Origin of the sequence: Sphingopyxis indica, from assembly GCF_032879645.1 — a bacterium.
Classification (GTDB): Bacteria; Pseudomonadota; Alphaproteobacteria; order Sphingomonadales; family Sphingomonadaceae; genus Sphingopyxis; species Sphingopyxis indica.
In genome coordinates this window covers 522,670-547,500 of sequence record NZ_CP076394.1, presented here as the reverse complement: position 1 = coordinate 547,500, position 24,831 = coordinate 522,670, and the positions used below count along the sequence as shown (strand labels likewise).

The following is a 24,831-nucleotide window of genomic DNA, read 5'->3' as shown; positions in this document are numbered from 1 at the left end:
TCGAACCGCATGCGCTCGGCCTCTATGCCGAAGCATTGTTCCTCGCGCAGATCTTCATGGCGAAGTTCGTGCCGCCGCTGAACGAGGTCGCCTTTCCCGCCTATTCGCGAATCAAGGACGATCCGGCGGCGATGCGCTGGAGCTTCCTGAAGACGGTGCGCGTGCTGATGCTGGTCGCCGCGCCCTTCTATTGCGGGCTCGCAGTCACCGCGGCGCCGATGGTCGAAACATTGTTCGGGACCAAATGGCTCGGCATGGTGCCCTATATCCAGATTCTGTCGCTCGCGCTGATCTTCATGACGGTGCAGATTCTCTTCGCGCCCGTGAACAATGCGCTCGGCAAGCCTTTCGTGACGATGCTCTCGTCGCTCGGCGGCGCGATTCTCTTCCCCACTGCCTTCCTGATCGGCGCCGAATGGGGACTCATCGGAATCGCGTGGGCGTGGCTCGTCGCCGCGCCGCTGTTGTACCTGCTCTCGGCACGGATGACCGGGCCGCGACTCGGCATTTCGCTATGGCAGGTTGCGCGCGCGATGCTGCCGGGGCTCGCCCCCGCGCTCGTGATGGCGATCGCGGTGGCGCTCGCCGACCGGTGGCTGCTCGGGCCGCTCGCGCTCGCGGCGCCGATTCGCCTGACGCTGCTCGTCGCGCTCGGGGCGCTCCTCTATACGGCGCTGCTCTGGCTGCTCGAGCGCGAGGCGATCGCCGAAGTGATGCGGCTGGTGATTCGCCGCCGCCCGCCCGCGGCCGACGCGACAGGATGACGTCGGCGAATCGTCACGACGCGATATAGTCGCGCATCGCCGCGGCCTCGGCCTCGATCTTGTCGATGCGATATTTGACGAGGTCGCCGATCGACACGAATCCGACGAGCCGGTCGCCGTCGACCACCGGCAGGTGGCGGATTCGCTTCTGCGTCATCTGCGACAGCGCCGCTATGACCGCCATCGACGCCTCACAGGTCACGGGCGATTTGGTCATCACATCGTCGATTCGCCGATCGAGCGCCTCGGGCCCATAGGAAGAGGTCAGCCGGACGAGGTCGCGCTCCGAAAAAATGCCGAGGATCGAATCGCCATCGACCACGGGGACGGCGCCGATCCGGTGCTGCGCGAGCAGATCGACGACCGCGCGCACCGTATCGGTCGGCCGCGCCGAGATGATCGGCCCCGTGCGCCCCTGCAAAATCGCTGCAATCGTCATATCGTCCCGCTCCCTTCGCTTCTCCGGCTTTGAAGCCATATTATCACGATTCGCGGCGATGCCGAAGCGCGGGCGCCAGCTTTCGCGCTTGGCCTTGCCGCCGGCATCGTCCATGACGGCGCCGATGGTCAAGCGCTCCCCCCTCGACGACAAGGGCACCTCGCAAATCGCGTGGGCGCGCTATCGTCGGCTGATGCGCGGCATGACCATTGTGTCCTTCCTCGCGGTCGTCGGGGCGCTGTCCTGGCTGCGCTGGTCGCTGGGCGACGCGCTGACCATCCACATGATCATCGCGACCGCCGCGGGCATCGGCCTGTCGGTGATGCTCGGCGCGGCGCTGATGGGCCTCGTCTTTCTGTCGAGCGGCAGCGGCCACGACGAATCGATCGAGGATCCGTTCGAAGACGACCCGGATTTGAAGCCATGACCGACGCCGTTCACAACCTCCCCTCGCGCCCCGACCCCATCCTGCGCGTCGTGCCGCGCCCCGCCGACATCAACGCCAACGGCCATATCTTCGGCGGCTGGGTCTTGAGTCAGATGGACATTGCGGGCGGCATCGTCGCGGGGCGAATCGCGCAGGGACCGACCGCGACGGTAGCGATCGAGGCGATGGAATTCATCGCGCCGATCCTGCTCGGCGACATCATCTCGGTCTATGCGCATCTCGAAAAGCGCGGGCGCACCTCGATGGGTATCCGCATCGAAGTCATCGCGACGCGCGATCGCGGCGAGACCGAGGTGACGGTGACGCAGGGTCTGTTCACCTTCGTCGCGCTCGACGAGAATCACCGCCCGCGTCCGCTGCCGGCGGACTGAGGCTTGTCCGTTTAGAGCGCGATCAACCTTGCGCGAAGCACTTAGAGTGATTTCGAGTGAAATGGAACATTTCACGGCTCGGAAATCACGGCAAAACAAGAATCTAGAGCGCCGGTTTTGATTCTATCAAAACCGAACGCACTCTAAAGAGGCCCGTGTGTCCCCGCGAAGGCGGGGACCCATCTCCGAGCGGTTCAAGATGGCGCCGGCAGGAGATGGGCTCCCGCCTTCGCGGGAGCACACACGCTTCAATGTAAGATAATCATGCTTTAGATTGCGCCTGAACCGGGCAGTTTCTAATCTTCCTTCACGCGATAGTCGAAGCTGCGGCTGCCGTTCGCCGGGACCGCGACGGCCCAGGTCGGCAGCCCGTCGCGGCGCGGCAGCTTGCGGATGCGCCTGTCGAGCCCCGCGGTGTCATGGACCTCGAATCCCATTTCGAAATCGACCGCGAAGGGATTGGCGTTGGTCACGGTCAGCCGATAGTCCGCCTCGCTGTTTTTCGGCGCGACGTAATTTTCGATGCTGACGCGCACCTGGCTGCTGTCGCCGATCACCAGATTGACCGTCTCGCCGACCGCATGATCGCGCAGCCTGCCCTCGCCTGCGAGCAGTTGCTCCCCCATCGCCGATTCGAACACCGCGACCTCGCCACTCGGCAGCGGCACGCCGAGCGCCGCCGCCTTCCTATTCTCCATCCGCAGCACGATCTCGGCCTCGCGCGCGCCATCTTCGCAGCTCAGACAAGCGCGCAGGCGGTAGATGCGTCGGAACGGCACCGCATCCTTGACCAGCAGCGCGACCTGCTTTTGCCCGTTCGCAGCGACGGTAACCGGAATCGGCACGCGATAGAGCTTGAGATCGCCGAGATTCTCCTGCGCCGCGACGACCGCTGCACGCGACGCCATCGCCCGGTTGCGCGAGCCCGTCACCACAAGCGTATCGGCCATTTCGAGCGCGGGCGCGGGTGCGGGCGCGGGCGGGGCCGGTGGGGGCGGCGGCGGCGGCGGCCGGCCATAGCGGCCGCTTCCCGTCGGGAAGCAGGACAGGCGCAGATAGGGTTGCGGCGGCGCTTCGACGAGATCATCGAAATCGCTTTCGACATTGAGCGTGCCCGCGATCGCCGAAAGCGACGCATCGGCAAAGCTTTCGCCATTGCTGTTCGCGACGGTCAGCCAGGCGAAGAGGTCGAGCGTGCGGCCGTCGGGCGCGACGCGCGCGACATAATTGCTCGCCCAGTCGAAGCCGGCCGCGAGATAGGTCAGCGTCACCGTCGCCCGCTGCGCGGCCGGGCTGCGCGTCGTCACCGACAGCGTCGGCTTCGCGGTGAGTCCCGCCGGCACGCCGTCGTAGACGAGCGATTCGGGAAGCCCCGTGCAACGCAGCGATTCGAACCCGGCGGGCGTCTGCAGCACCACCGCACCGCCCGGCCCCGAACGGATGATCGCGTCTTCCTCGGTGACCTTGCCCGTCGCGCCGTCGGTGCGGCGGAGGTGGACGCGGTTGCCGAGCGACCCGTCGAGCAGGCTCGCGGGCGATAGCAGCGCCGCGTCGCGATTCTTTTGCACCACCCCGCCGGGAAGTCCGGTCACGATCGCGCTCACCGCGACCATGCCTTCGGCGACGCCTTCGAAGCGCAGCCGCACATCGCCTGCGGGCAGGTCGATCGTGCGCGTTTCGGAAATCAGCGCGAAGCCCTGAAGCCAGCGCAAGCCGATGCCGCCGCCCTCGCCGCGCTCGGGATCGCGGAAGATGCTGACCGACACCGAATCGGGCGCCGCCGAGGTCACCACCGGCTGCGCGGCAGCGGGCGACGCCGCCGCGAGCAGGAGCAGGGGCAACAGGCGGCGCATCGCCGGTCCGTTCAGTAGCGCGTTTCGAAGGTGGCGGTGACGGTCGCCTCGCCGTTCGCGGGCACCGTCACGCTCCACTGCGCTCCGTCGCTGTCGAGCCGTTTGCTCTTCATGCTTTCGGTGATGATTCGTGTCTCGTCCCAATACCAGTCGAGCCCGCGCTGGGTGAGGTCGAGCGTCACCGGCTCTGCGCGCGCACTGGTCAGGCGGTACGACATCGACGTGCGCCAGACCGTCGACGAGCGCCGTTCGCGCGACACGACCGTCGCCTGCACCTTGACGTCGAATGCCTCGCCGGTCGCAAGGCCGAGTTCGCTGCCCATCGGCGTGTGGCCGATCCGGTTCTCGCCGATGAATTGCGGGTCGCCGCGCAGGTCGCGCTGATAGAAGCGCACCGTCCCCGCGGGCAGTGCGTCGCCGAGCCCGCCGTCGGCGCTCGAGGTGAATTTGATCACGCTCGCCGCGCTCGCGGGCTCGGTCATCGTCTGGAAGCCGCCCAGCGTAAATTCATAGACTTTGCGCGCCGGCACCTTCGACACGTCGAGGAAGCTCACCTGCTTCGTCTGCGCATTGGCGATCGTCGTGCGCTCGGGCAGCGGATAGAGATAATAATCGCCGAGTTGTTCGCGCGGTGCGCTCTCGGTCCCGGCGCTGCGGATATTGGCCTGCGGCCGCGGGCGATAGCGCGGCGTCGCGCCGCTGCCCGAAGGCGTGCCCGCGACGAGCAGGGTGCGCGCGTTGTCGAAGGTCGTGCCGGTGTTGTTGGTCAGCGTGACCCAGCCCTGCACGTCGATCGTCCCCGCCTTTTCGTCGTAGAGCGAGACATAGTCGGCGGACCAGCCGAGCCCGCTGGTCAGATAGGAGAGCGTCGCGGGGCGCGTGCCCGCGCGGTCGCTGTCGACGGTGATCGACAGGGTCGGCTTGGCGCGCAGGTTCGGCGGGATCTTGTCGAAAATCACCCGCACCGGCAGCCCGTCGTCGCGCAGCACTTCGATCCGCGATCCGATCTGCAGCACGACGCCGCCGTTGACCGCGAGCACCTTCGCGCGCTCGCTCGTCTGCGCACCGGTCGCGGGGTTGATCCGCAGCAGCGTGATCGTTTCGCCCACTGCCTTGTCCATCAGCGCGTTCGGCGAGAGCAGGTCGTAGTCGAAATTCTGTTCGACGATCGCGGTATCGTCGGCGGCGAAGGAGACGGTCTGCGGGCGGATCTGCGCCGAGACGTCGGGAAACTCCTGCCGCGAGCGGCCCGCGGGGATCGCGAGCCGGCGCACGTCCTGAACGAGCGACTGGCCGCCATTATAGATGGTGACCGACAACTCGCCCTGCGCATTGCCCGCGTCCTGCGCGGCGGCAGGACATGCCGCCACCGCGCCGATCAGCATGACCGGTGCGCAAATCCCTGCCAAAGCGCGCATATTCGCCCTCCCCGAAGCTGTGCTCAGGAAAGTCTAGCGATGGGACGCGGAAAAACCAGCCGAAATCGAATGGTTTATACCAAGGTGCGGTGATCACGACCTATGAGGATTGTCGGTCCCGTTTGCTGGCGAGGAGCAGCGGAAGCGGCGATGTGGTTCATCGTCGCGACGCTGCGACGACGTCCAGCGGACGGGACCGACAATCCTCATAGGTCGTGATCACCGCACCTTGGTATTATTCGGCGGCTTCGACCCCCGCCGGGCGTGCGACGGTGCGGCGGGTGCGGCGCGGCTTGGGCGCGGGCGTTTCTTCGCCCTCGTCGCCCTCGCCGCCTTCGACGCGGCCGATCGCGGGCGGCAGCGCAGCGCTGTCGATCCCCGCCGCGCCCTCGTCGCCGTCCTGGCTGCGCGCGCGGCGCGGACGGCGCGCAGGGCGCGGAGCGGCTTCGGCGTCGCCCGACGCTTCGGCGCCTTCCTTGTCGCCGTCGCCCGCGTCGCGATCCGAACGTCCGGAATCGCGCTCACGATTGTTGCGGCGCCCGCGGCCCTGCTGGCGATTGCCGCGCGAATCATCCTCGTCGCGATCGCGGTCGCGGCCGCCTTGCGAACGGTTGTCGCTCTCTTCGCGGTCGGTCTCGCTGTCGCTGTCCGTCTCGTCGTGGCCGTCGAAATCCTCGACCCCGCGCACTTCACGGCTGCGGTCATGGCTGCGATCCTGTCCGCCGTGACCCTGTTTTTCTTCCTGACGCGCGCGGAAGTCGCTGTGGACGCGGAAATAATGGTCGGCGAACTGGAGATAATATTCGGTCTGGACGCGATCCCCGGCAAGCTGCGCGTCGCGCGCCATATTCTTGTATTTCTCGATCATCTGGACGGCGTTGCCGCGCGCCCGGCTGTCGATGCGGTTCGCCTGGTCGACGCCCCCGCGTCCGCCCGATTGCGACCGATTGTTGTTGCTGTTGTTGCGGCCGCGCCGGCGGCCGCTCTGCCGGTTGTTCATGTTCAACTGAAAACTTCCTGTCGAAAAGCTATGCCAAACCCCTTTTGGCCGATCGCGCCGCTTGCGCCGATCGCATCCCGCGTCACCGCGGGTTCTTGCCCTTCACCGCCTCTGCGAAACCATGTCCGCCGGGGCGCTTCGGTTGGGAAGCAGGTCCGCCAGCCCCCTGCGGTGCGTCGTTGCACCGTCGGTGGGACCCCCATCGGGCCTGTGGCTGCCACCTAACGCGCTTTGCGGTCGAAACCAAGCGATTTCTGTCGCAGGCTGGATCAAAGCGTCAGGATCAGGGCACGATCGCGCCCGCCGAGATCGCGGCGGCAATCCACCGCAAAGCCGGCGTTGCGGGCCAGAGCTGCTACCAACATATGCTGACTTGCCCCGATTTCAAGCACCGCCGCCCCGCCGGGCGCGAGGAGGCGCGGCAGGTCTGGGATGATGCGGCGATAGTCGGCGAGCCCGTCGCTGCCGGCGAAAAGCGCGCCCGCGGGCTCGTGCGCCGCGACGTCGGGCATCAGCGCCTCGGTATCGGCGATATAAGGCGGGTTGCAGAGGATGAGATCGAACGGCCCTTCGACCCCGCGCGCCCAGTCGCCGCGCCGGAAATCAGCGCGGTCCTGCATCGCCAGCGCCGCAGCATTGGCGCGCGCATAGCCGAGCGCGTCCTCGCTCGCGTCGACCCCGAGCCCCGACGCGGCCGGCCACTCGGCAAGCGCGGCGAGGAGCAAGGTGCCGGGACCGGTGCCGAGGTCGAGGATGGTGCGCGGCGCGGCCGCCGCGAAATGCGCGATCGCCGCCTCGATCAGCGTCTCGCTGTCGGGCCGCGGGATCAGCACGCCCGGCCCGACCGCCAGGCGGATCGTCCAGAAGTCGCGATGGCCGACGATATAGGCGACCGGCTCGTGCGCCAACCGCCGCGCGACCAGCGCCTCGAAGCCATCGGGCACGTCGAAGCGCGCGGGATCGAGCAGCAGCCGATCGCGCTCGACCCCCAGCGCATGCGCCATCAGCAGCTCGGCATCGAGCCGCGGCGTGCCGGATACGGCGGCGAGGCGCGCGGCGGCGTTGCGGAGGGCTGCGCTTGCCTCCCCCTCCCGCTTGCGGGAGGGGGCCGGGGGGTGGGCGCGGTCAGAGTCGTCGGATGCGGACATGCCCACCCCTAGCCCCTCCCCCATGCGGGAGGGGAATCAATTGTCACCCAGCCCCGCCAGCCGCTGCGCCTCGTCCTCGGCGATCAGCGCGTCGATCAGCTCGCCCATCTCGCCCTCCAATATCTCGGGCAGGCGGTGCAGCGTCAGGTTGATGCGGTGGTCGGTCACGCGGCCTTGCGGGAAATTATAGGTTCGGATGCGCTCCGATCGGTCGCCCGACCCGACCATCGCCTTGCGCGCCGACGCCTCGGCATCGTGGCGCTTCGAGCGTTCGAGGTCGAACAGCCGCGCGCGCAGCACCTGCATCGCCTTGGCTCTGTTCTTGTGCTGGCTGCGTTCGTCCTGCTGGATGACGACGAGCCCCGTCGGAATATGGGTGATGCGGATCGCGCTATCGGTCGTGTTGACATGCTGCCCGCCCGCGCCCGACGCGCGATAGATGTCGATCTTCAGGTCACCCTCGTTGATCGCGACGTCGACCTCTTCGGCCTCGGGCAGCACCGCGACGGTCGCGGCGCTGGTGTGGATGCGCCCGCCGCTTTCGGTGACGGGAACGCGCTGGACGCGGTGGACGCCGCTTTCGAACTTCAGCTTGGCGAAAACGCCCTGCCCCTTCACCGATGCGACGACTTCCTTGTAGCCGCCGACCTCGGCCTCGTTGGCGGAGATGATTTCGACCTTCCACCCCTGCGTGTCGGCGTAGCGGCTGTACATGCGCAGCAGGTCGCCCGCGAACAGCGCCGCCTCGTCGCCGCCGGTGCCCGCGCGGATTTCGAGCATCGCGGCGCGTTCGTCGGCGACGTCCTTCGGCAGCAGCCCGACCGCGAGCGCATGTTCGGCGGCGGGCAGCGCCGCCTCGACGGCGTCGATCTCTTCCTCGGCCATCGCCTTCATCTCGGGATCACCGAGCATCTCCTTCAGCGACACCAGCTCGCCGCGCAGCCGGATCACCTCGCGCGCCGCCTTCGCGACGGGTTCGAGCTCGGCGAACTCCTTCGACGCCGCGACGAAATCGGCGGGCGCCATGTCCCCCGTCGCCATCCGCGCCTGCAAGGCGGCGTGACGCTCGATGATCGCGTCGATCTGCTTTTCGGGGATGGTCACCATAGGGCCTTCTCTACTTCGTCATTCCCGCGAAAGCGGGAATCCATCTGCGACGGCCGTTGACCAAGCGAAGCCGGAAACTGGATCCCCGCCTTCGCGGGGATGACGAAATAAAACAAACTATCACTGCGTGCTCGACAGTCGTTCTCGGGGTGTAAGAATCACGTCAAACGGCTCATTCTGCCGTGCTGTTTCAATCACATAGGCGAGGCTGAACAAACGGATCGCTTCTTGTTCTGCGTCGGCATATTCCGAGAATAACGACCCGCTCCCGCGCTTGATGTCGACCAAGGTTTTGCCTGGGAAACGATCGTCAGGCGTACGTACGACAGCAACTATGCGAGGCGAATATGATTGTGCCTTCTGGATGCGCTTTTTCGGTGAACCCGAAGCGAGGTAACCAGCGCGGATATTGTAGTGTCGCAACCTCATCGCCATAACCATCACGATCCGCTCGGCCAAATCTCCCTCATCTTCCGTGGTCACCAGAATATCGATTTTAGGGCTTTCAAACTTGTTCTCATCCAACAACATCGCCAGCCGCTCGATCCCCGCCGCCCAGCCGACCGCCGCGGTCGGCGGCCCGCCGAGCATCTCGATCAGCCCGTCGTAGCGCCCGCCGCCGATCACCGTGCCCTGCGCGCCCAATCGGTCGGTGACGAATTCGAATGCGGTGTGGCGATAATAGTCGAGCCCGCGCACCAGCCGCGCGTTGCGCTGCCAAGCGACCCCCGCGGCGTCCAGACCGGCCGTCACCGCGCCGAAGAAATCCTGCGCCTCGCCGGTCAGAAAGGCGTCGATGTCGGGCGCGCTGTCGGCGACCGGGCGGTCGCGCGGGTCTTTGCTGTCGAGGATGCGCAGCGGATTCTTGTCGAGCCGCGCGAGGCTGTCCTCGGACAGATCGCCGCGATGCGCCTCGAAATGCTCGACGAGCGCGCCGCGCCACGCATCGCGGCTTGCCGCATCGCCGAGCGTGTTGAGCGTCAGCGTCACGCCCTCGGCGATCCCCAGCTCCTTCAAAAGCTGATCGGCGAACACCAGCAGTTCCGCATCGGCGAGCGGGCTGTCGCTGCCGATCACTTCGGCGTCGAGCTGGTGGAACTGGCGATAGCGGCCCTTTTGCGGGCGCTCGTAGCGGAACAAAGGCCCGTGCGTCGCGACTTTCAGCGGCGCGAACTGCTGCCAGCCGTTCGTGATATAGGCGCGCGCTATCCCTGCGGTGAATTCGGGGCGCAAGGTGATCGATTCGCCGCCGCGATCCTCGAACGAATACATTTCCTTCGACACGACATCGGTAGTTTCGCCGAGCGAGCGTGCGAACACCGCGGTCGGCTCGATCACCGGCACCTCGATACGCTTGAAGCCATAGAGGCGGCGCACGCGCTCGAACGTCTCGACGACATGGGCGAAACGGTCGGCGAAATCGCCTAGCATGTCCTGCGTGCCGCGCACGGGCTGCGGCGTCGGGATTCTGGCGGGCTTGTCCTTGCTCATGGCGGCGGCGTCTAAAGGCTTTTCGACGAAACGCAAAGAGTGCTCGCAGAGCCCGCGCTGGACCTCGCCGCCATTTCAAGGCAGTAACGCGCACCATGAAAAACGCACCGTTCGTCGCGGCCGCCCTTCTCGCCGCGCCCCTCGCCCTTCTTCCCGCCGCCACCGACGCCCAGACCGGCAACAGCGCCCCCGGCCTGTCGGTGCAGCCGCACATCGTCCCGCTGCCCGCCGACAAGCCCTATCCGGGCACGATGGTGCTGAAGGTCGATGCGACCGATGTCGCGCGTGGCATTTTTCACGTCCGCCAGACGATTCCGGTTGCAAAGGGCGGCAAGCTGACCCTGCTCTATCCCGAATGGCTGCCGGGCAAGCACGCACCGCGCGGGGCGATCGCCGAACTCGCGGGCTTCAAGGCCAGCGCGGGCGGCAAGACGCTGCGCTGGACGCGCCAGCCCACCGACGTCTATGCCTTCGACATCGACGTGCCCGAGGGGGCGACGAGCATCGACGTCGCCTTCGATTTCCTGTCGCCGACGCGCAGCAGCGAAGGCCGCATCGTCGGCACCCCGGCGATGATGAACCTGCAATGGGAGCAGGTGAGCCTCTATCCCGCGGGCACTTTCACGCGCCAGATTCCGGTGCAGCTCGACGTCACCCTGCCGCAGGGGTGGACCGGCGCCGCGGCGCTCGACGGGCTGAAGGTCGCGGGCAATCGCTACAGCTATGCACCGACGAGCTATGAAACGCTGGTCGACAGCCCGATGTTCGCGGGGCGCTATTTCCGCAAATGGGACCTCGGCCACAATGTCACGCTCAACGTCGTTGCCGACGAGCCGCAATATCTGGAAGCGAAGCCCGACCAGATCGCGACCCATGCGGCGCTCGTCGGCGAGGCGGTTGCGCTGTTCGGGTCGCGTCCTTTCGACCATTATGACTTCCTGCTCGCGCTGACCGACGAGCTCGGCGGCATCGGGCTCGAACATCATCGCAGCAGCGAGAACAGCAGCAAGACCGACTATTTCACCAAATGGGACGATGGCGAAGTGCTGCGCGGGCTGTTGCCGCACGAGCTGACGCACAGCTGGAACGGCAAATATCGCCGCCCCGCAAAGCTGTGGACCCCCGACTATCGCACCCCGATGCAGGACAATCTGCTGTGGGTCTATGAAGGCCAGACGAGCTATTGGGACATTGTCCTCGCCGCGCGGTCGGGAATGCAGTCGAAGGACATGGCGCTCGCGCAATGGGCGACGAGCGCGGCCTGGTATAGTGCGCAGCCGGGGCGCAGTTGGCGCTCGGTCGAGGATACGACGCTCGACCCCGTGATCGCCGCGCGCAAGCCCAGGCCTTTCCCGAGCTGGTCGCGCACCGAGGATTATTACAACGAAGGCTCGCTCGTCTGGCTCGAGGCCGACATGCTGATCAGGGACGCGACCGGCGGCAAGAAGAGCCTCGACGATTTCGCGAAACTCTTCTTCGGCGGGCGCGAGGGCGACTGGGGCGAGGTCGTCTATGACTTCGACGACGTCGCAGCGGCGCTGAACAAGGTTTATCCCTATGACTGGGCGGGCTTCCTGCGCACCCGGCTGCAACAACCGGGCGCGCCGCCGCCGGTCGGCGGGATCGAGAAGGCGGGTTACAGGCTGGTGTGGCGCGACACGCCGAACGCCTATGACAAGGGGCGCATGGCGCTGTCGAAAAGCTATGACCTTACCCATTCGCTGGGCCTGACGATCGACAAGGACGGCGTGGCGGGGGGCATATTGTGGGACGGCCCCGCCTTTCGCGCCGACATCGTCAATGGGACGAAGATCGTCGCGGTGGACGGCGTCGCCTATAGCAAGGAACGGATCGAGGCGGCGATCAAGGCCGCGGCCGGCGACGGCAAGGCGCCGATCACGCTGCTCGTCGAGCGCGGCGGGCGCTATCGGACGGTCGAGATCGACTATCACGGTGGGCTGCGCTGGCCGTGGCTCGAAAAGGCCGGCAGCGGCCCCGACCAGTTCGACCGGCTGTTCGCGCCGAAACGGGCGCTCTGACGCCCGCCTCATTTGGTCGATTTCGGAGCCTCGCGCGCGCAAAAAGCGCCGCGGGGCTCTCGACTTTGTGCGGTGCAGCGCGCTAAGGGGCGCCGCGATTACAAAAACGAAGGATTTCTCCCATGCGCATCGACCTCATCCCCGCCGGCGACAGCCCGCCCGACAGCCTGAATGTGCTGATCGAGGTGCCGATCGGCGGCGAGCCGGTGAAATATGAGTTCGACAAGGCGTCGGGCGCGCTGTTCGTCGACCGCTTCCTCCACACGCCGATGCGCTATCCCGCCAATTACGGCTTCATCCCGCACACGCTGGGCGACGACGGCGATCCGCTCGACGCCCTTGTCGTCGCGCGCTCGCCCGTCGTCGCCGGCGCGGTGGTCAAGTGCCGTCCGATCGGCGTGCTCAAGATGGAGGATAATGCCGGCGGCGACGAAAAGCTGCTGTGCGTCCCCGTCAACACGACCTTCCCCTATTATGCCGAAGTCGCGAGCTATCAGGACATGCCGCCGATCGTGCTCCAGCAGATCGAGCATTTCTTCGCGCATTACAAGGATCTGGAACCCGGCAAATGGGTGAAGCTCGGCGGCTGGGGCGATGTCGACGAGGCGAAGGCGATCATCGTCGCGGGAATCGAGCGCGCGAAGGCCAAGGGATTCTGATCGCTTTCGCTGGCCAGAGGCTGATCGTCTTTGGATGAGCCAGACGCGTCAAAGATTGTGTGTCCCCGCGAAGGCGGGGACCCATCTCCGGCCGGTGCAAGATCGGACCGTCGGGAGATGGGCTCCCGCCTTCGCGGGAGCACACGGATTTACTCAGTCACGACGATCATGTGCTAGGATTCTTTGGGCGCCCGCTTCGGCTTTGCCGCGGCGGGCGTTTCCTTTGCCGGCGCCTCGGGCAGCGTGCGGACATGCACGTCGCGCTGCGGATAGGGGATGACGATCCCCGCCTCCTTGAACTTGTCCCAGATGCGCAGGAACACTTCACCCTGGACATTGCCGAGCCCGCTTTCGGGATCGGCGATCCAGATCCGCAGCTCATGGTTCACGCTGCTCTCGCCGAATTCGGTGATCCAGCAAACCGGCGCGGGCGACTTGAGCACGCGGGGCGATTCGGCCGCGGCGTCGAGCATCAGCTGCTGTGCGAGACGCAGGTCGGCGTCATAGCTGACCCCGACCTTCATCCGCACACGCACGTCGCGGTTCGAATAGCTCCAATTCTCGACCCGCTCGGTCATCAGCAGCTCGTTGGGAACGAGGTGCTCCTTACCGTCGCGGGTGATCACCGACACCGCGCGCACCCCGATCTTGTTCACCCGCCCGACCGAATCGGCGACGACGATCACATCGCCCGGCTTGATCGAACGGTCCATCAGCAGGATGATTCCGGCGATCAGATTGCCGAAGGTCTTTTGCAGGCCGAAGCCGACCGCGAGCCCGAGCGCGCCCGAAAAAACCGCAAAGGCGGTGAGGTCGATGCCGAGCAGGTCGATGCCGATGAAGAAGGCGGCGATAACGATGACGACGCTCGCGATTTTCTCGACGAGCAATTGCTGCGTCGCATCGAGGTCGCGGCCGCCGCGCACCACGCGCCGCACGAGGCGGTTGCCGATTCGGACGAGCAGGAAAAGGACGAGGAAGGTCAGCGCGACGTTGATGAGCGTCAGCAGCGAGACATGCATCTTGCCCGCCGAAAAGCCGACACTGTCGAGCCGGTCCTGCAAGAGCGCCAGTCCGCCGACCGCATGCGAAAGCAGCGCGGCGAGCGCGGCCGCCGCAATCAGCAGCGCCGGCACCTCGCCCAATCCGACGCCGAGGACCAGATTGCGCACCGCCGCGGCCGCCGTGAAGGCGACAACCGTGCCGAGCAGCAGCCCGGCATAAGGGTCCCACGGCCACGCGCCCCATCCCACCGCCGCGAGCAGCAGCGCGGTGGCCCAGCCGAGGAGAGCGGGAACATGCGCGGTCAGCGGGCTCTGCGCCTGAATATCGCGGCCATGCAGCCAGTCGGCGACACGCGGACCGAGCCTGCGGCGCGCGACCCAGCCCGCGATCAGCGCGAGTCCCGCGATCATCGCCGCTATGCCGATTTCGGCAATTTGCGCCTCCTCGACGCGCGGAAAGCCCATGCGGACGAGCAGGTCGTCGATCATCCGCCGCCGCCCATCGCGGCAAAGCCGCGTTCGAGATCGGCGATCAGGTCGGCGGGGTCCTCGAGTCCGATCGACAGGCGGACGAGCGCGTCGGGATCGGTCCACGCCGTCGCGCTGCGAATCGCCTGCGGGTCGGCGGGCACCGCGAGGCTTTCATAGCCGCCCCAGCTGAAGCCCAGCCCGAAATGGGCGAGCGCGTCGATGAAACGCGCGCGCGCCGCATCGCCGGCGCCTTTCAGCGTGAAGCCGAACAATCCGCTCGCCCCCGAAAAATCGCGCGACCACAGCCTATGCCCTGCATCGCCTGGCAAACCGGGGTGGAACACGCGCCCGACCTCGGGCCGCGCCGCCAGCCACTCCGCGACCGCGAGCGCGTTCACGCCGTGGCGCTGAAGCCGCACGTCGAGCGTTCGGAGGCCGCGCAGCATCAGCGCGCAGTCGTCGGGCGAAACCGCCTGGCCGAGCTGATAGGTCGCCTTGCGCAGCCGCGGCCACAGCGCCGGCGTCGCGGTGAGCGAGCCCATCATCGCGTCCGAATGGCCGCCGACATATTTGGTGAGGCTCATCATCGCCACGTCGACGCCGTGCGCGAGCGCCGGGAACAGCAGCGGCGTCGCCCAGGTGTTGTCGAGCATCGTCACGACACCACGCTCGCGCGCAACCCGCGTGATCGCGGGAACGTCCTGCACCTCGAAGGTCAGGCTGCCCGGCGATTCCAGAAAGATCAGCTTCGTTTCGGGGCGGATCAAGTCGCCGATGCCCGCGCCGATCAGCGGATCATAAAAGCTCGTCTCGACGCCGAAGCGCTTCAGCATCCCGTCGCAGAACTGCCGCGTCGGTTCATAGGCCGTGTCGACCATCAGCAGGTGATCGCCCGGCGACAGCAGCGCGAGCAGGCCCGAGGTGATCGCCGCGACCCCCGAGGGATAGAGCAATGTCCCCTCCGCGCCCGGCTCCATTCCGGTCAGCGCGTCGGCGAGCGCCCACACCGTCGGCGTGCCGCGCCGTCCGTAATAGAGCTTGTCGTGCGTCGCGTGCCCGCGCGCCTTCATCTCGGCGATCGAGTCGTAGAGGATCGTCGAGGCGCGCCACACCGGCGGATTGACGACGCCGCCGCCGAGCCGCGGATCGCTCGTCCAATCGGTCCGCCGCCCTGCTCGCACCAGTTCCGTCGCGGGGCGGAAGCGTTCGTCTTTCCGATCGTTCATCGTGCCATTGTTAGCCGACCGCCGGTCAAAATCCAGTGCCGCCCGCGAACCCGAACAGGAAGCCGGCGGCCGAACAGACGGCGAGCAGCGGAATGATGCGGAGGCGCAGCCCGAACAACAGCACGGCCGCGAGCAGCGCGAGCGCCATCGCGCCGAGGTCGGCGCTCGCCATGACGGGAAGCTCCACCGAGGCCCAACCCCAGTCGAAGCGCCGCAATTCGCCGAACAAGGTGTGCAGCGCAAACCATAGCGACAGATTGGCGATGACGCCGACGACCGCGGCGGTGACCGCGGCGAGCGCGCCTTTGGGGCCCGCCGCGCGCTCGAGGCGGTCGATCCACGGCGCCAGCGCGAAGATCCACAGGAAACAAGGGACAAAGGTCACCCACAGCGTCAGCCCCGCGCCGAGCAGGCCCGCGACGAATGGCGTGAACGGCCCCGCGTCGCGCCAGGCCGCGATGAAGCCGACGAATTGGGTGACGAGAATCAGGGGACCCGGCGTGGTTTCGGCGAGCCCTAGCCCGTCGACCATCTCGGCAGGACGCATCCAGCCGAAACCTGCCACCGCTTCCTGCGCCATATAGGCCAGCGCCGCATAGGCTCCCCCGAAGCTGACCAGCGCAAGCCGCGAGAAAAAAGCCCCAATCTCCCACAGCACATGCCCGCTCCCCAGCGTCGCGAGGACGAGCAGCAGCGGCGCCGCCCACGCCGCGCCGCCGACGATCAGCGCCATCGCGCTCTGTCGCCATGCGCGCCGTGCCGAGACCGCCAGCATGGCTGCCGCCGCGGGCGCGAGGGCCAACCACGCGGGCCGCCAGCGCCCCGCCGCCCAGCCGGTGACGAGCGCGATCACGACGACGAGCGGAAAGGGCAGCGCGAAAAGCGCGATCGCGACGAAAGCGGCGACGGCGATCGCGCGCTGGAGCGGTGTCCGGAGCGCCCGGCGCGCGATGCGCAGCAGCGCCTGCACGACGATCGCAAGTACCGCCGCCTTGATGCCGAGGAAGAGCGCCGCGAACCAGCCGAGGCCCGCCGCCGCGACATAGAGCAGCGACAGGCCCAGCATGACGAGCGCACCGGGAATTATGAACAATAACCCGGCGGCCAGCCCGCCGCGCACCCCGTGCTGCCGCCAGCCGATCCAGGTCGCGAGTTGTTGCGCTTCCGGCCCCGGAAGCAGGGTGCAGAAATTGAGCGCGTGAAGGAAGGCCGGCTCGTCGATCCAGCGGCGTTCGTCGACGAATTCGCGGTGCATCAGCGCGATTTGCCCGGCGGGGCCGCCGAAGCTGAGCAAGCCGATCCGCGCATAGACGCGAATCGCCTCGATCAGCGTCGGGGTGGGCGGCGCGGACATTGGCGCGCCGGGCGAATCAGGCTGCGCCGGTCGCTTTCGGCGTTGCGGGGTCGGCGCCCCATTCGCTCCAGCTGCCGTCATAGACCGCGACATCCTCCTTGCCGAGCAGATGCGCGCCAAAGGCAAGCACGGTCGCGGTCATGCCGCTGCCGCAGGTCGCGACGAGCGGCTGGCCCAAGTCGACGCCCGCGGCGTCGAACGCCGCCTTCAGCTCATCGCCGCGCTTCCAGGTGCCGTCGGCGTTGAAGAGATTGCCGTGCGGCAGGCTGCGCGAGCCGGGAATATGCCCGGGTGCGACGCCGGGGCGCAGATCGCGCTCCTCGCCGGTGAAGCGCGCCACCGGGCGCGCATCGACGACCTGTTCGCCTTCGAGCCCGAGATTTTCGAGCATCTGCTCCTTGGTGCGCACCGCCTTGGCGTCGCGCCACACGGTGAAGTGGCGGTGGCGCAGCGTTTGCTTGCCCATTTCGAGCGGGCGTCCTTCGGCCTTCCACTTGGCGAGCCCGCCGTCGAGGAGCGCGACATCGTGCGCGCCGAACAGCTTCAAGAGCCACCAGGCGCGCGCCGCGCTTTTCAGCGGACTGTCGTCGTAGATCACGATGCGGCTGCCGTCGCCGAGCCCGAGCGATTGCATGCGGCTGGCGAATTTCTCTGCCGGCGGCGCCATATTCTCGACCGCGCTCGACGCGTCGGTCAGCTCGGCAAGATCCATGAAAACGGCGCCCGGAATATGCCCGGCCTCATATTCGGCGCGCGCGTCGCGCCCCGCGTCGGCCAGAAATTTCGTCGCATCGACGACCCGCAGGTCCGATGCCCCCAGTTCGCGTTCCAACCAGTCGGTCGAGACCAAGGCGTCCATGTCATGCTCCTGTTACGACCCGCGGGGAAGCTTCTATCCTCTTCCTCCGCCGGCCATCCTGCTATGGCTCATTCTCTGGGGAAGACGATCAGCCTATGCCCCCACCTGCGCTTTTTCAAGCGCGCGCGAAGCTCTGCCCCAGCCGATGCTGCACTGCAACGAAAAAGGGGCGGAATGGTGCCGCCGGCCGCTATTGGGTGCGCCGCGCCGCGGTCGCGCGCGCCGCCGGGCGATCGAGCGAATAGACGGGGCGGTCGAGCGGCAGCGGCGCGAGCCGGTCGCCCGCCCCCGCCGCCGGCGCGCGGCCGAGCACATAGGCGCCGGCGGTCTGGCCGAAAGCGTCGGCGTCGCCGTCCCAATGATAGGTGACGTCGAGCACGAGCACCGGAACGAGCGCCGGCTTGCCGCCGATCATCAGCGGCTCGATGCTGCCGCGCGGCAAGCTCGCTTCGCTGTTCAGCGTCTCGGTCGCGCCGGGGGCGATGTCCATGCCGTCGCGCAGCACGCTGCCCCCCGCGCCGTCGAAGAAGCGCGCGATCACCGCTTCCTGCATCGCCGATCCCTGGCCGAGCGCGATGCGCACCATCAGCCCCGTCGCGGCGAGCGGCCCGTCGTTCCTGAGTTCGATCGTGAAACCGACCGCGACATGCTCGGCGGTCACGCGAATCGCCCGCACGCCGAGCGCCATCGCGATCTGAGCGCGGCGTTCAGCCGCCGGGCGGGTGACGAGCGGCGACGCGGAGCGCGGCGCCGCGGCGGCCGGCTGCGGCGCGCGAGCCGGCGGCGGAGGCGGTGTGACGGCGCGCGGGGCGGCCGCGGGGACCGGCGCGCGCGGCGGCGCCTCGACGGGCTCGTCGGGCGCGTCGCCCGCGAGCGCGGGGCGGCGACGCCAGTACCAGAAACCCGCACCTGCGGCGGCTAGCAGCGCGAGCGCCCACGCCCAGAGCGGGGTGCCGCCCCGGTCGGGCGCTCCGGCCGCGGGCGCGACGTCGACAGGCGGCGGAGCGGCTTGCGCATCGGCCGCCGGAGCGTCCACATCGGTCGGCGTTTGGACCGGCTTGGGGGCGGCGGGCGAGGTTTCGGGCGTAGCGGCGGTGGGCGCCTGCGCCGCACCGCGAGCTGGAGCGGGCGTGGGCGTTGTGCGGCGTTCGGGCGCCGGGGTCGGCGCAGGCGTCGGGCTTGGCGCGGGCTGCGTCGGCACGATGCGCGGCGCCACCGGCGGCGGCGCCGGGGTCGGCGCGGGCGTCGGGATACCGCGCTGCTCGCCGGGCGCGAGCGGCGGCAGGCCATTGTCCGACGGCCCCTGCACCCCCGTCGCGCGTCCGTCGTTCTGCGGCGGCAGGCGGAAGTCGATCGTGCGGCCGGAGGATGGCGCGGGGGCCGGCGTCGGCGCGGGGGCCTGCTCCTGCTGCGCCAGCGCCGCCAGCGGCGCGCCCGCCAGCGCCAGCGCCAGCAGCGGCATCGCCGCGCGTCCTCTCGTCCGACCCTGAAGTGTCTTCGTCATCTCTTGCCCAAGCGCCCGGCGCTCTCTTCGCTGAACCCGGCCGCCATCGACGGATGACAGCGGCCGCGCGCCGCACTAGACGAAAGCCATGAGTGATTCCAGCCATCCGCCGCTCGCGCCCAAACATCTCGGCCAGACGAGCGAACTTCCTGCCTCACCCGAGCTTGCCGCGCTCGACTATGTTCCCAATCCGCGCGCCGGCGAGCTTTATCTCGTGCGCTTCGCCGCGCCCGAATTCACCTCGCTGTGCCCGGTGACCGGACAGCCCGATTTCGCGCATCTCGTGATCGACTATGCCCCCGGCGAAACGATCGTCGAATCGAAGAGCCTCAAGCTCTTCCTCGGCTCGTTCCGCAACCATGCGGGCTTTCACGAGGATTGCACCGTCGGCATCGGCCGCCGCCTCTTCGACGAGATGCAGCCCCAATGGCTGCGCATCGGCGGCTATTGGTATCCGCGCGGCGGCATCCCGATCGACGTCTTCTGGCAGTCGGGACCGCCCCCCGCCGGGCTGTGGCTCCCCGACCAGGGCGTCGCCCCCTATCGCGGGCGGGGCTGAACGATATTTCTACAAATTTTGTCGAAATTCACCTTTTCGTCACGCAAAGCTGACATTAGTGTCAGCTTATGACCGCAGCCGCGCACCCGCACGACCATGACATCACCGTCGGTCCCGACGCGATCGACTTCATGGGGCATGTCAACAACGCCCATTATCTGAGCTGGGTGCAGGACGCGGTGCTCGCGCACTGGCGCAAGATCGCGCCGCCCGAGGCGGTCGCCCAGCATCTGTGGGTCGCGCTTAAGCACGAGATCACCTATCGCCGCCCCGCCTTCCTTGACGACCGCGTGATCGCGACGGTGATTCTCGAGAAAGTCCAGGGCGCGCGCGCCTCTTACGAAACGATCATCAGGCGCGGCGAGGACGTGCTGGCCGAGGTCAAGTCGAGCTGGTGCTGCGTCGACGCCGAAACGCTCCGCCCCGCGCGGCTGGCGAGCGAGGTCGTCGCGCGCTTCTTCCCGAACGAGAAAATCTAGAGACTGTCCCGATCAGGAGACATCGTTTCTCACCAAGCTGAACGCCGCTGGCAAAAAGACGTGCATCCCCGTGAAGGTGGAGAAGCATCTCCGGCGGGCAGCAGGAAATGGACTCTCCCCCTTCGCGGGAACATTCGATTCTCAGATGGTGGGCGCTCCACCCTTCGAAGCGCCGCGACCGGTCAGCGTTTACGGGCTTACCGGTTCGTCATTGTCGTCGTCGACCGCGATCCAGATGCCGCCGGCGACGATCGCGAGCGCAAGCACGATCGGCAGCCAGTTCGCGCCTTCCAGCTTGTTCTGACCGTCGGTGGCGGTCACCGCGCGCGTCGCCGTCTGAGCGGGCGCCGCCACGGCCGCGACCGAAGACAGCGATACCGAAACGGCCGCAAGCGCAACCGCGGACTTTTTCCAAAGATTCATCGTGGAGCTCCTTTTGCTAGCCGGACAGAAACGCCGCCGACGGGCAATTGTTCCGCTTTGGCGATGATTTCGTCCGCGTCAGGCCGCCTCGAAGCGGATCGGCAGGCGCTTGAGGCCGCCGACGAAGACCGATTCGACCCGCGCCGGCTCGCCCGCGAGTTCGACCGACTTCAGCCGCGGCAACAGCTCTTCCATCAGGATTCGCATCTCCATCCGCGCGAGATGCTGCCCCAGGCACACATGCGCGCCAAAGCCGAAGGCGATCTGCTGATTCTTCGGGCGGTCGGGATCGAAGCGGTTGGGCGCGTCGAAAATATCCTCGTCGCGGTTCGCCGAGACATAGTTCAGCATCAGCCAGTCGCCTTCGCGAATCGTCTGCCCGCCGATCTCGACATCTTCCTTTGCGCTGCGCATGAAATGCTGCACCGGGGTCGTCCAGCGGATCGCTTCCTCGATCAATCCCGCCTTGTCGGCCTCGGCAGCGCGAAAGCGCTCGAACAGCGCCGGGTCCTTCGCGAGCTCCATCATCGCCCCCGCAGTCGACGCACTCGTCGTGTCGTGCCCCGCGGTCGCGACGATCATATAATAGCCCGCCAGTTCGCGGTCGGGAATCTGCCCGCCGTCTACGCTCGCGTTCGCGATCACCGTCGCAATATCCTCGCGCGGACCCGCGCGCCGGTCGGCAGTGAGGGTGCGGAAATAATTTTCGAAATCGGCGATCACGAAATTGAGCATTGCGATCGCCTGTTCGGCGTCCGTGATCGCCTCGCGGCTGCGGTTGAGTTCGGGGTCGGTCGATCCGAACAGCTGCTGCGTCAGCATCAGCATCCGCGGCTCGTCTTCGGGCGGCACGCCCAAAATATCCATGATGACGCGCAGCGGGTAATGCGCCGCGACATCGCGGGCAAAGTCGCACTCCCCATCAAAGCTCAGCAAATGCTCGACCGCGGCGCGCGCGTGGTGGCGGATACGGTCTTCGACGATCTTCAGATTCTTGGGCATGAACCAGCTCTGGGTGAGCAGGCGGTATTTCATATGATCGGGCGCATCCATCTGGACGAGCGAGCGGATCAGATGCCCGTCGTGGTTCGGTGTCGCCGCCCGGGCGATCGCCTCGCCATCGCGGTTGGTCAGTACAGTGGGGCGCAGGCCGTTGGCGAAACGCTGCGGGTCGCGGCTGATCGCCATCACGTCGGCGTGGCGCGTCACCAGCCAGAAGGGATCGTGGTCGGGATTCTCGGCGACCGCGAGCGGCGCATTGGCGCGCGCCCAGGCGAGCTTTTCGTGGAGCCCCGTCCATTCGCCATAGGCGGCGGGATCGACGACGGCGGCGGCTACCTCTCCGGGCAATATAGGTTTTGTCATGCAACGAAACTGCCGCAAGCTGCGCCGTCTGTCGAGCGGGATCGTGCATCCGTCGAATAGAGACATTGCCCCCGCGCACCGGGCGCCTAACCCCGCAACTTTATTACTCAAATCTGAAATCCCGGGGACGGATCATGAAATTCACGACGCGCCAGTTTTTGCTCGCCACGCTCTCGTCGCTCAGCCTCGCCGCGACGCCCGCGCTCGCGCAGCAGGCCCCGGACCCCGCGGCCCAGGCCGCCGCGCCGCTGCCCGAAAGCGTGCCGAGCCAGCTTCCGCGCATCGCGCGCCCATCGCATTACGACATCGCGGTCACCCCCGACGCCAAGGCGCTGACCTTCACCGGCCGTGCGGCGATCGACCTCGACCTGTTCGCCGCGTCGAACGCCATCACGATGAACGCGCTCGACCTCGACTTCGCGAGCGCGAGCATCGCAAAGCCCGACGGGTCGGGCCGCACTGCGCTGACCGCGACGGTCGACCGCGACGCGCAGACCGTCACCTTCACCGCGCCCGCGTCGCTCGCGCCGGGCCAATATCGGCTGACCACCGATTATACGGGCAAGATCGGCACGCAGGCGAACGGGCTGTTCGCGCTCGACTATCCCGACAAGGTGACGGGCGAGGAGCGCCGCGGCCTCTTCACCCAGTTCGAGGCGCCCGACGCGCGCCGCTTCGTGCCGAGCTTCGACGAGCCGAGCTACAAGGCGACCTTCCGCCTCACCGCGACCGTCCCGGCGGGCCAGCTCGCGGTAAGCAACATGCCGGTCGAAAAGGAGACGGCGGCCACGAACGGCATGAAGACCGTGACCTTCGGCACCTCGCCGAAAATGTCCTCCTATCTCCTCTTCTTCGGGCTCGGCGATTTCGAGCGGCTCGCGAAGAAGAGCGAAAGCGGTGCCGAGGTCGGCATCGTGTCGCCCAAGGGGTCGGGCGAACAGGCGCGCTTCGCGCTCGACAGCCTCGGCCCGCTGCTCACTTATTATGGCGATTATTTCGGCCAGCCCTATCCGCTGCCCAAGCTCGACAATATCGCCGGCCCCGGCCAGTCGCAATTCTTCGGCGCGATGGAAAATTGGGGCGCCATCTTCACCTTCGAGCGCATCCTGCTCGACGATCCCGCGATCACCAGCCAGGCGACGCGGCAGGCTATCTATGAGGTGCAGGCGCACGAGACCGCGCACCAGTGGTTCGGCGACCTCGTAACGATGGCGTGGTGGGACGATCTGTGGCTCAACGAAGGCTTCGCGAGCTGGATGGCGACCAAGGTCACCGACCATTTCCATCCCGAATGGCAAGCTTTGCTGAGCCGCGTCGGGGGCCGCGAGCACGCGATGGCGCTCGACGCCTATAAAACGACGCACCCGATCCTCCAGACGATCCGCACCGTCGAGGACGCCAATCAGGCGTTCGACGCGATCACCTATCAAAAGGGCGAAGCGGTGATTTCGATGCTCGAGGCCTATGCCGGCGAGGATGTCTGGCAGGGCGGGCTCCGCCGCTACATGGCCGCGCATAAATATGGCAACAGCCGCACCGACGATCTGTGGAATGCGGTCGAGGCCGCGGGCGCCAAGGGACTCACCGGAATCGCGCACGACTTCACCGGTCAGCCGGGCATCCCGCTCATCCGCATGACGAGCTATGAATGCGACGGCGGCACCGGCGTGATCGGTGTCACGCAGGGCGAATTCTCGCGCGACCGGCGTGCGGGCGTCGATGGCGAGGGGCGCCGCTGGAAAGTGCCGATGCTCGTGCGCGGCGTCGGCGGCAAGGACCAGCGCGTCGTCGTCGAAGGCGGCAAGGCGACGATCCGCGTCCCCGGCACCTGCGGCGCGACGATCCTCAACGGCGGCCAGCTCGGCTATTTCCGCACCCTCTACACGGCGCAAGCGCTCGATGCGTTGCGCGCCGATTACAAGGCGATCGCGCCGATCGACCAGCTCGGCCTCCTGAGCGACAATTTCTCGCTTTCGGTCGCGGGCTATCAGCCGATGGGCGCGGCGCTCGACCTGCTCACGGCGGTCCCCACCGACGCCAACCCCTATGTGCTGACCGAGGCCGCCGACCGCTACGAGCAACTCCATGCGATCTTCGACGGCGACGCGGCGAGCCAGCAGGCGATCGCGGTGCGCGGCGCGGCGGCGCTGCGCCCGGCGCTCGCGCGGCTCGGCTTCGATCCGAAGGACGGCGAGCCCGCGCTCGACGCGGTGCTGCGCGCCGACGTGATCCGCACGCTCGGCACGATGGGCGACGCCGCGGTGCTCGCGGAGGCGCGCCGCCGCTTCGCGCTGCTCGACAGCAATCCGAAGGCACTCGACGGCTCGTCGAAGGGTCTGTGGCTCGACATCGTCGCGACCAATGCGAGCGCCGCCGACTGGGACAAGCTCCACAAGCTCGCCGGTGCGAGCAAGTCGACGGTCGAACGCAGCACGCTCTACACGCTGCTCGGCGCGGCGAAGGACGACGCGCTCGCCAAGCGCGCGCTCGACCTGTCGCTGACCGGCGAGCCCGGCGAGACGACGAGCGCGGCGATCATCGGCCGCGTCGCGCGCAATCACGCCGACGCCGCGGTCGATTTCGTCGAGGCGAATCAGGCGCAGGTCGACAAGCTGATCGACGCCTCGGCGCGGGTGCGCTTCCTCGCGGGACTCGCCATGGGGTCGGACGATCCGGCGATGATCGCGCGGCTCGAAACCAAGGCCGCCGGCCTGCCCGCCGACGTTCGCAAGCCCTATGAGCGCACGATCGCTGTCCTCAAGGAACGCGCCGAAAGCCGGCCGCGGATCAAGGCCGAAACCAAGGCCTGGCTCGCGGGTCAGTAGAGCATAGTCAACTTTGAGTAAAACG

The 24,831-nt window shown here is 67.4% G+C and carries 22 protein-coding genes (1 of these 22 only partly in view); 8 read left to right on the top strand and 14 right to left on the bottom strand.

The window, feature by feature from the left end; translation table 11 throughout:
• Positions 1-764 carry the 3' portion of a lipopolysaccharide biosynthesis protein gene (locus tag KNJ79_RS02600; RefSeq protein ID WP_317152686.1) on the top strand. It extends 760 nt beyond the left edge of the window, so only the last 764 of its 1,524 coding nucleotides appear in the window; the start codon falls outside the window, past its left edge; its stop codon occupies positions 762-764.
• A gap of 13 nt (positions 765-777) precedes the next feature.
• On the opposite strand, the gene KNJ79_RS02595 is transcribed toward KNJ79_RS02600, so the two are convergent.
• On the bottom strand, positions 778-1,203 hold the full coding sequence (locus tag KNJ79_RS02595; RefSeq protein ID WP_089216904.1) for a CBS domain-containing protein: 426 nt from the start codon (positions 1,201-1,203) through the stop codon (positions 778-780).
• A 124-nt stretch (positions 1,204-1,327) separates the two neighbouring features.
• On the opposite strand from KNJ79_RS02595, the gene KNJ79_RS02590 reads away from it, so the two are divergent.
• Positions 1,328-1,630, top strand: coding sequence for a hypothetical protein (locus KNJ79_RS02590; protein WP_089216905.1), 303 nt, complete (start codon positions 1,328-1,330; stop codon positions 1,628-1,630).
• Positions 1,627-2,022: an acyl-CoA thioesterase gene (locus KNJ79_RS02585; protein ID WP_089216833.1), complete on the top strand. Its 396-nt coding sequence runs from the start codon at positions 1,627-1,629 to the stop codon at positions 2,020-2,022. Before KNJ79_RS02590 ends, KNJ79_RS02585 begins: the two co-directional genes overlap by 4 nt.
• Before the next feature lie 296 nt (positions 2,023-2,318).
• Here KNJ79_RS02585 and KNJ79_RS02580 read toward each other — a convergent pair whose 3' ends face one another.
• The 6 genes from KNJ79_RS02580 to hisS form a co-directional block, all read right to left on the bottom strand.
• The gene (locus KNJ79_RS02580) at positions 2,319-3,875 is read right to left on the bottom strand and encodes a DUF4139 domain-containing protein (protein ID WP_317152685.1); all 1,557 of its coding nucleotides are present in this window, start codon (positions 3,873-3,875) and stop codon (positions 2,319-2,321) included.
• 11 nt (positions 3,876-3,886) lie between these two features.
• Positions 3,887-5,293, bottom strand: coding sequence for a DUF4139 domain-containing protein (locus KNJ79_RS02575; RefSeq protein WP_317152684.1), 1,407 nt, complete (start codon positions 5,291-5,293; stop codon positions 3,887-3,889).
• A gap of 235 nt (positions 5,294-5,528) precedes the next feature.
• Positions 5,529-6,293 (bottom strand): DUF4167 domain-containing protein, encoded by a 765-nt coding sequence (locus tag KNJ79_RS02570; protein WP_089216835.1) that lies wholly within the window; start codon positions 6,291-6,293, stop codon positions 5,529-5,531.
• Positions 6,294-6,562: 269 nt separating this feature from the next.
• On the bottom strand, positions 6,563-7,441 hold the full coding sequence (gene prmC, locus KNJ79_RS02565; protein ID WP_317152683.1) for a peptide chain release factor N(5)-glutamine methyltransferase: 879 nt from the start codon (positions 7,439-7,441) through the stop codon (positions 6,563-6,565).
• Positions 7,442-7,477: 36 nt separating this feature from the next.
• Positions 7,478-8,545, bottom strand: a complete 1,068-nt coding sequence (gene prfA, locus KNJ79_RS02560; RefSeq protein WP_394357191.1) for a peptide chain release factor 1 — start codon at positions 8,543-8,545, stop codon at positions 7,478-7,480.
• A 123-nt stretch (positions 8,546-8,668) separates the two neighbouring features.
• Positions 8,669-10,039, bottom strand: a complete 1,371-nt coding sequence (gene hisS / locus KNJ79_RS02555; RefSeq protein ID WP_317152681.1) for a histidine--tRNA ligase — start codon at positions 10,037-10,039, stop codon at positions 8,669-8,671.
• Between the two features lie 95 nt (positions 10,040-10,134).
• Between hisS and KNJ79_RS02550 the strand changes: the two genes are divergently transcribed.
• The gene (locus KNJ79_RS02550; RefSeq protein ID WP_317152680.1) at positions 10,135-12,078 is read left to right on the top strand and encodes a M61 family metallopeptidase; all 1,944 of its coding nucleotides are present in this window, start codon (positions 10,135-10,137) and stop codon (positions 12,076-12,078) included.
• A gap of 122 nt (positions 12,079-12,200) precedes the next feature.
• A complete protein-coding gene (gene ppa / locus KNJ79_RS02545) occupies positions 12,201-12,737 on the top strand; it encodes an inorganic diphosphatase (RefSeq protein ID WP_089216840.1) in 537 nt (178 codons plus the stop codon).
• A gap of 173 nt (positions 12,738-12,910) precedes the next feature.
• On the opposite strand, the gene KNJ79_RS02540 is transcribed toward ppa, so the two are convergent.
• The 5 genes from KNJ79_RS02540 to KNJ79_RS02520 all read right to left on the bottom strand — a co-directional run bounded on the left by KNJ79_RS02540 (position 12,911) and on the right by KNJ79_RS02520 (position 19,113).
• Positions 12,911-14,230: a mechanosensitive ion channel family protein gene (locus KNJ79_RS02540; RefSeq protein WP_317152679.1), complete on the bottom strand. Its 1,320-nt coding sequence runs from the start codon at positions 14,228-14,230 to the stop codon at positions 12,911-12,913.
• Positions 14,227-15,438, bottom strand: a complete 1,212-nt coding sequence (metC, locus tag KNJ79_RS02535) for a cystathionine beta-lyase (protein WP_317152678.1) — start codon at positions 15,436-15,438, stop codon at positions 14,227-14,229. Before metC ends, KNJ79_RS02540 begins: the two co-directional genes overlap by 4 nt.
• Positions 15,439-15,463: 25 nt before the next feature.
• Positions 15,464-16,792, bottom strand: coding sequence for a chromate efflux transporter (gene chrA / locus KNJ79_RS02530; RefSeq protein WP_317152677.1), 1,329 nt, complete (start codon positions 16,790-16,792; stop codon positions 15,464-15,466).
• 16 nt (positions 16,793-16,808) lie between these two features.
• Positions 16,809-17,651 carry a 3-mercaptopyruvate sulfurtransferase gene (sseA, locus tag KNJ79_RS02525; protein WP_317152676.1) on the bottom strand — a complete coding sequence of 281 codons (843 nt, stop codon included), beginning with the start codon at positions 17,649-17,651 and terminating at the stop codon, positions 16,809-16,811.
• 190 nt (positions 17,652-17,841) lie between these two features.
• Positions 17,842-19,113 carry a hypothetical protein gene (locus tag KNJ79_RS02520; RefSeq protein ID WP_317152675.1) on the bottom strand — a complete coding sequence of 424 codons (1,272 nt, stop codon included), beginning with the start codon at positions 19,111-19,113 and terminating at the stop codon, positions 17,842-17,844.
• A 130-nt stretch (positions 19,114-19,243) separates the two neighbouring features.
• Here KNJ79_RS02520 and queF point away from each other — a divergent pair, with 130 nt between their 5' ends.
• Positions 19,244-19,714, top strand: a complete 471-nt coding sequence (gene queF / locus KNJ79_RS02515) for a preQ(1) synthase (protein ID WP_317152674.1) — start codon at positions 19,244-19,246, stop codon at positions 19,712-19,714.
• Positions 19,715-19,782: 68 nt separating this feature from the next.
• Positions 19,783-20,193 (top strand): acyl-CoA thioesterase, encoded by a 411-nt coding sequence (locus KNJ79_RS02510; protein ID WP_317152673.1) that lies wholly within the window; start codon positions 19,783-19,785, stop codon positions 20,191-20,193.
• A gap of 189 nt (positions 20,194-20,382) precedes the next feature.
• On the opposite strand, the gene KNJ79_RS02505 is transcribed toward KNJ79_RS02510, so the two are convergent.
• Both KNJ79_RS02505 and KNJ79_RS02500 read right to left on the bottom strand, forming a co-directional pair.
• Positions 20,383-20,616, bottom strand: a complete 234-nt coding sequence (locus tag KNJ79_RS02505) for a hypothetical protein (RefSeq protein WP_089216848.1) — start codon at positions 20,614-20,616, stop codon at positions 20,383-20,385.
• A 78-nt stretch (positions 20,617-20,694) separates the two neighbouring features.
• Positions 20,695-21,981, bottom strand: coding sequence for a cytochrome P450 (locus KNJ79_RS02500; protein ID WP_317152672.1), 1,287 nt, complete (start codon positions 21,979-21,981; stop codon positions 20,695-20,697).
• A 134-nt stretch (positions 21,982-22,115) separates the two neighbouring features.
• Between KNJ79_RS02500 and KNJ79_RS02495 the strand changes: the two genes are divergently transcribed.
• Positions 22,116-24,806, top strand: coding sequence for a M1 family metallopeptidase (locus KNJ79_RS02495; RefSeq protein WP_317152671.1), 2,691 nt, complete (start codon positions 22,116-22,118; stop codon positions 24,804-24,806).
• Positions 24,807-24,831 lie beyond the last annotated feature (25 nt).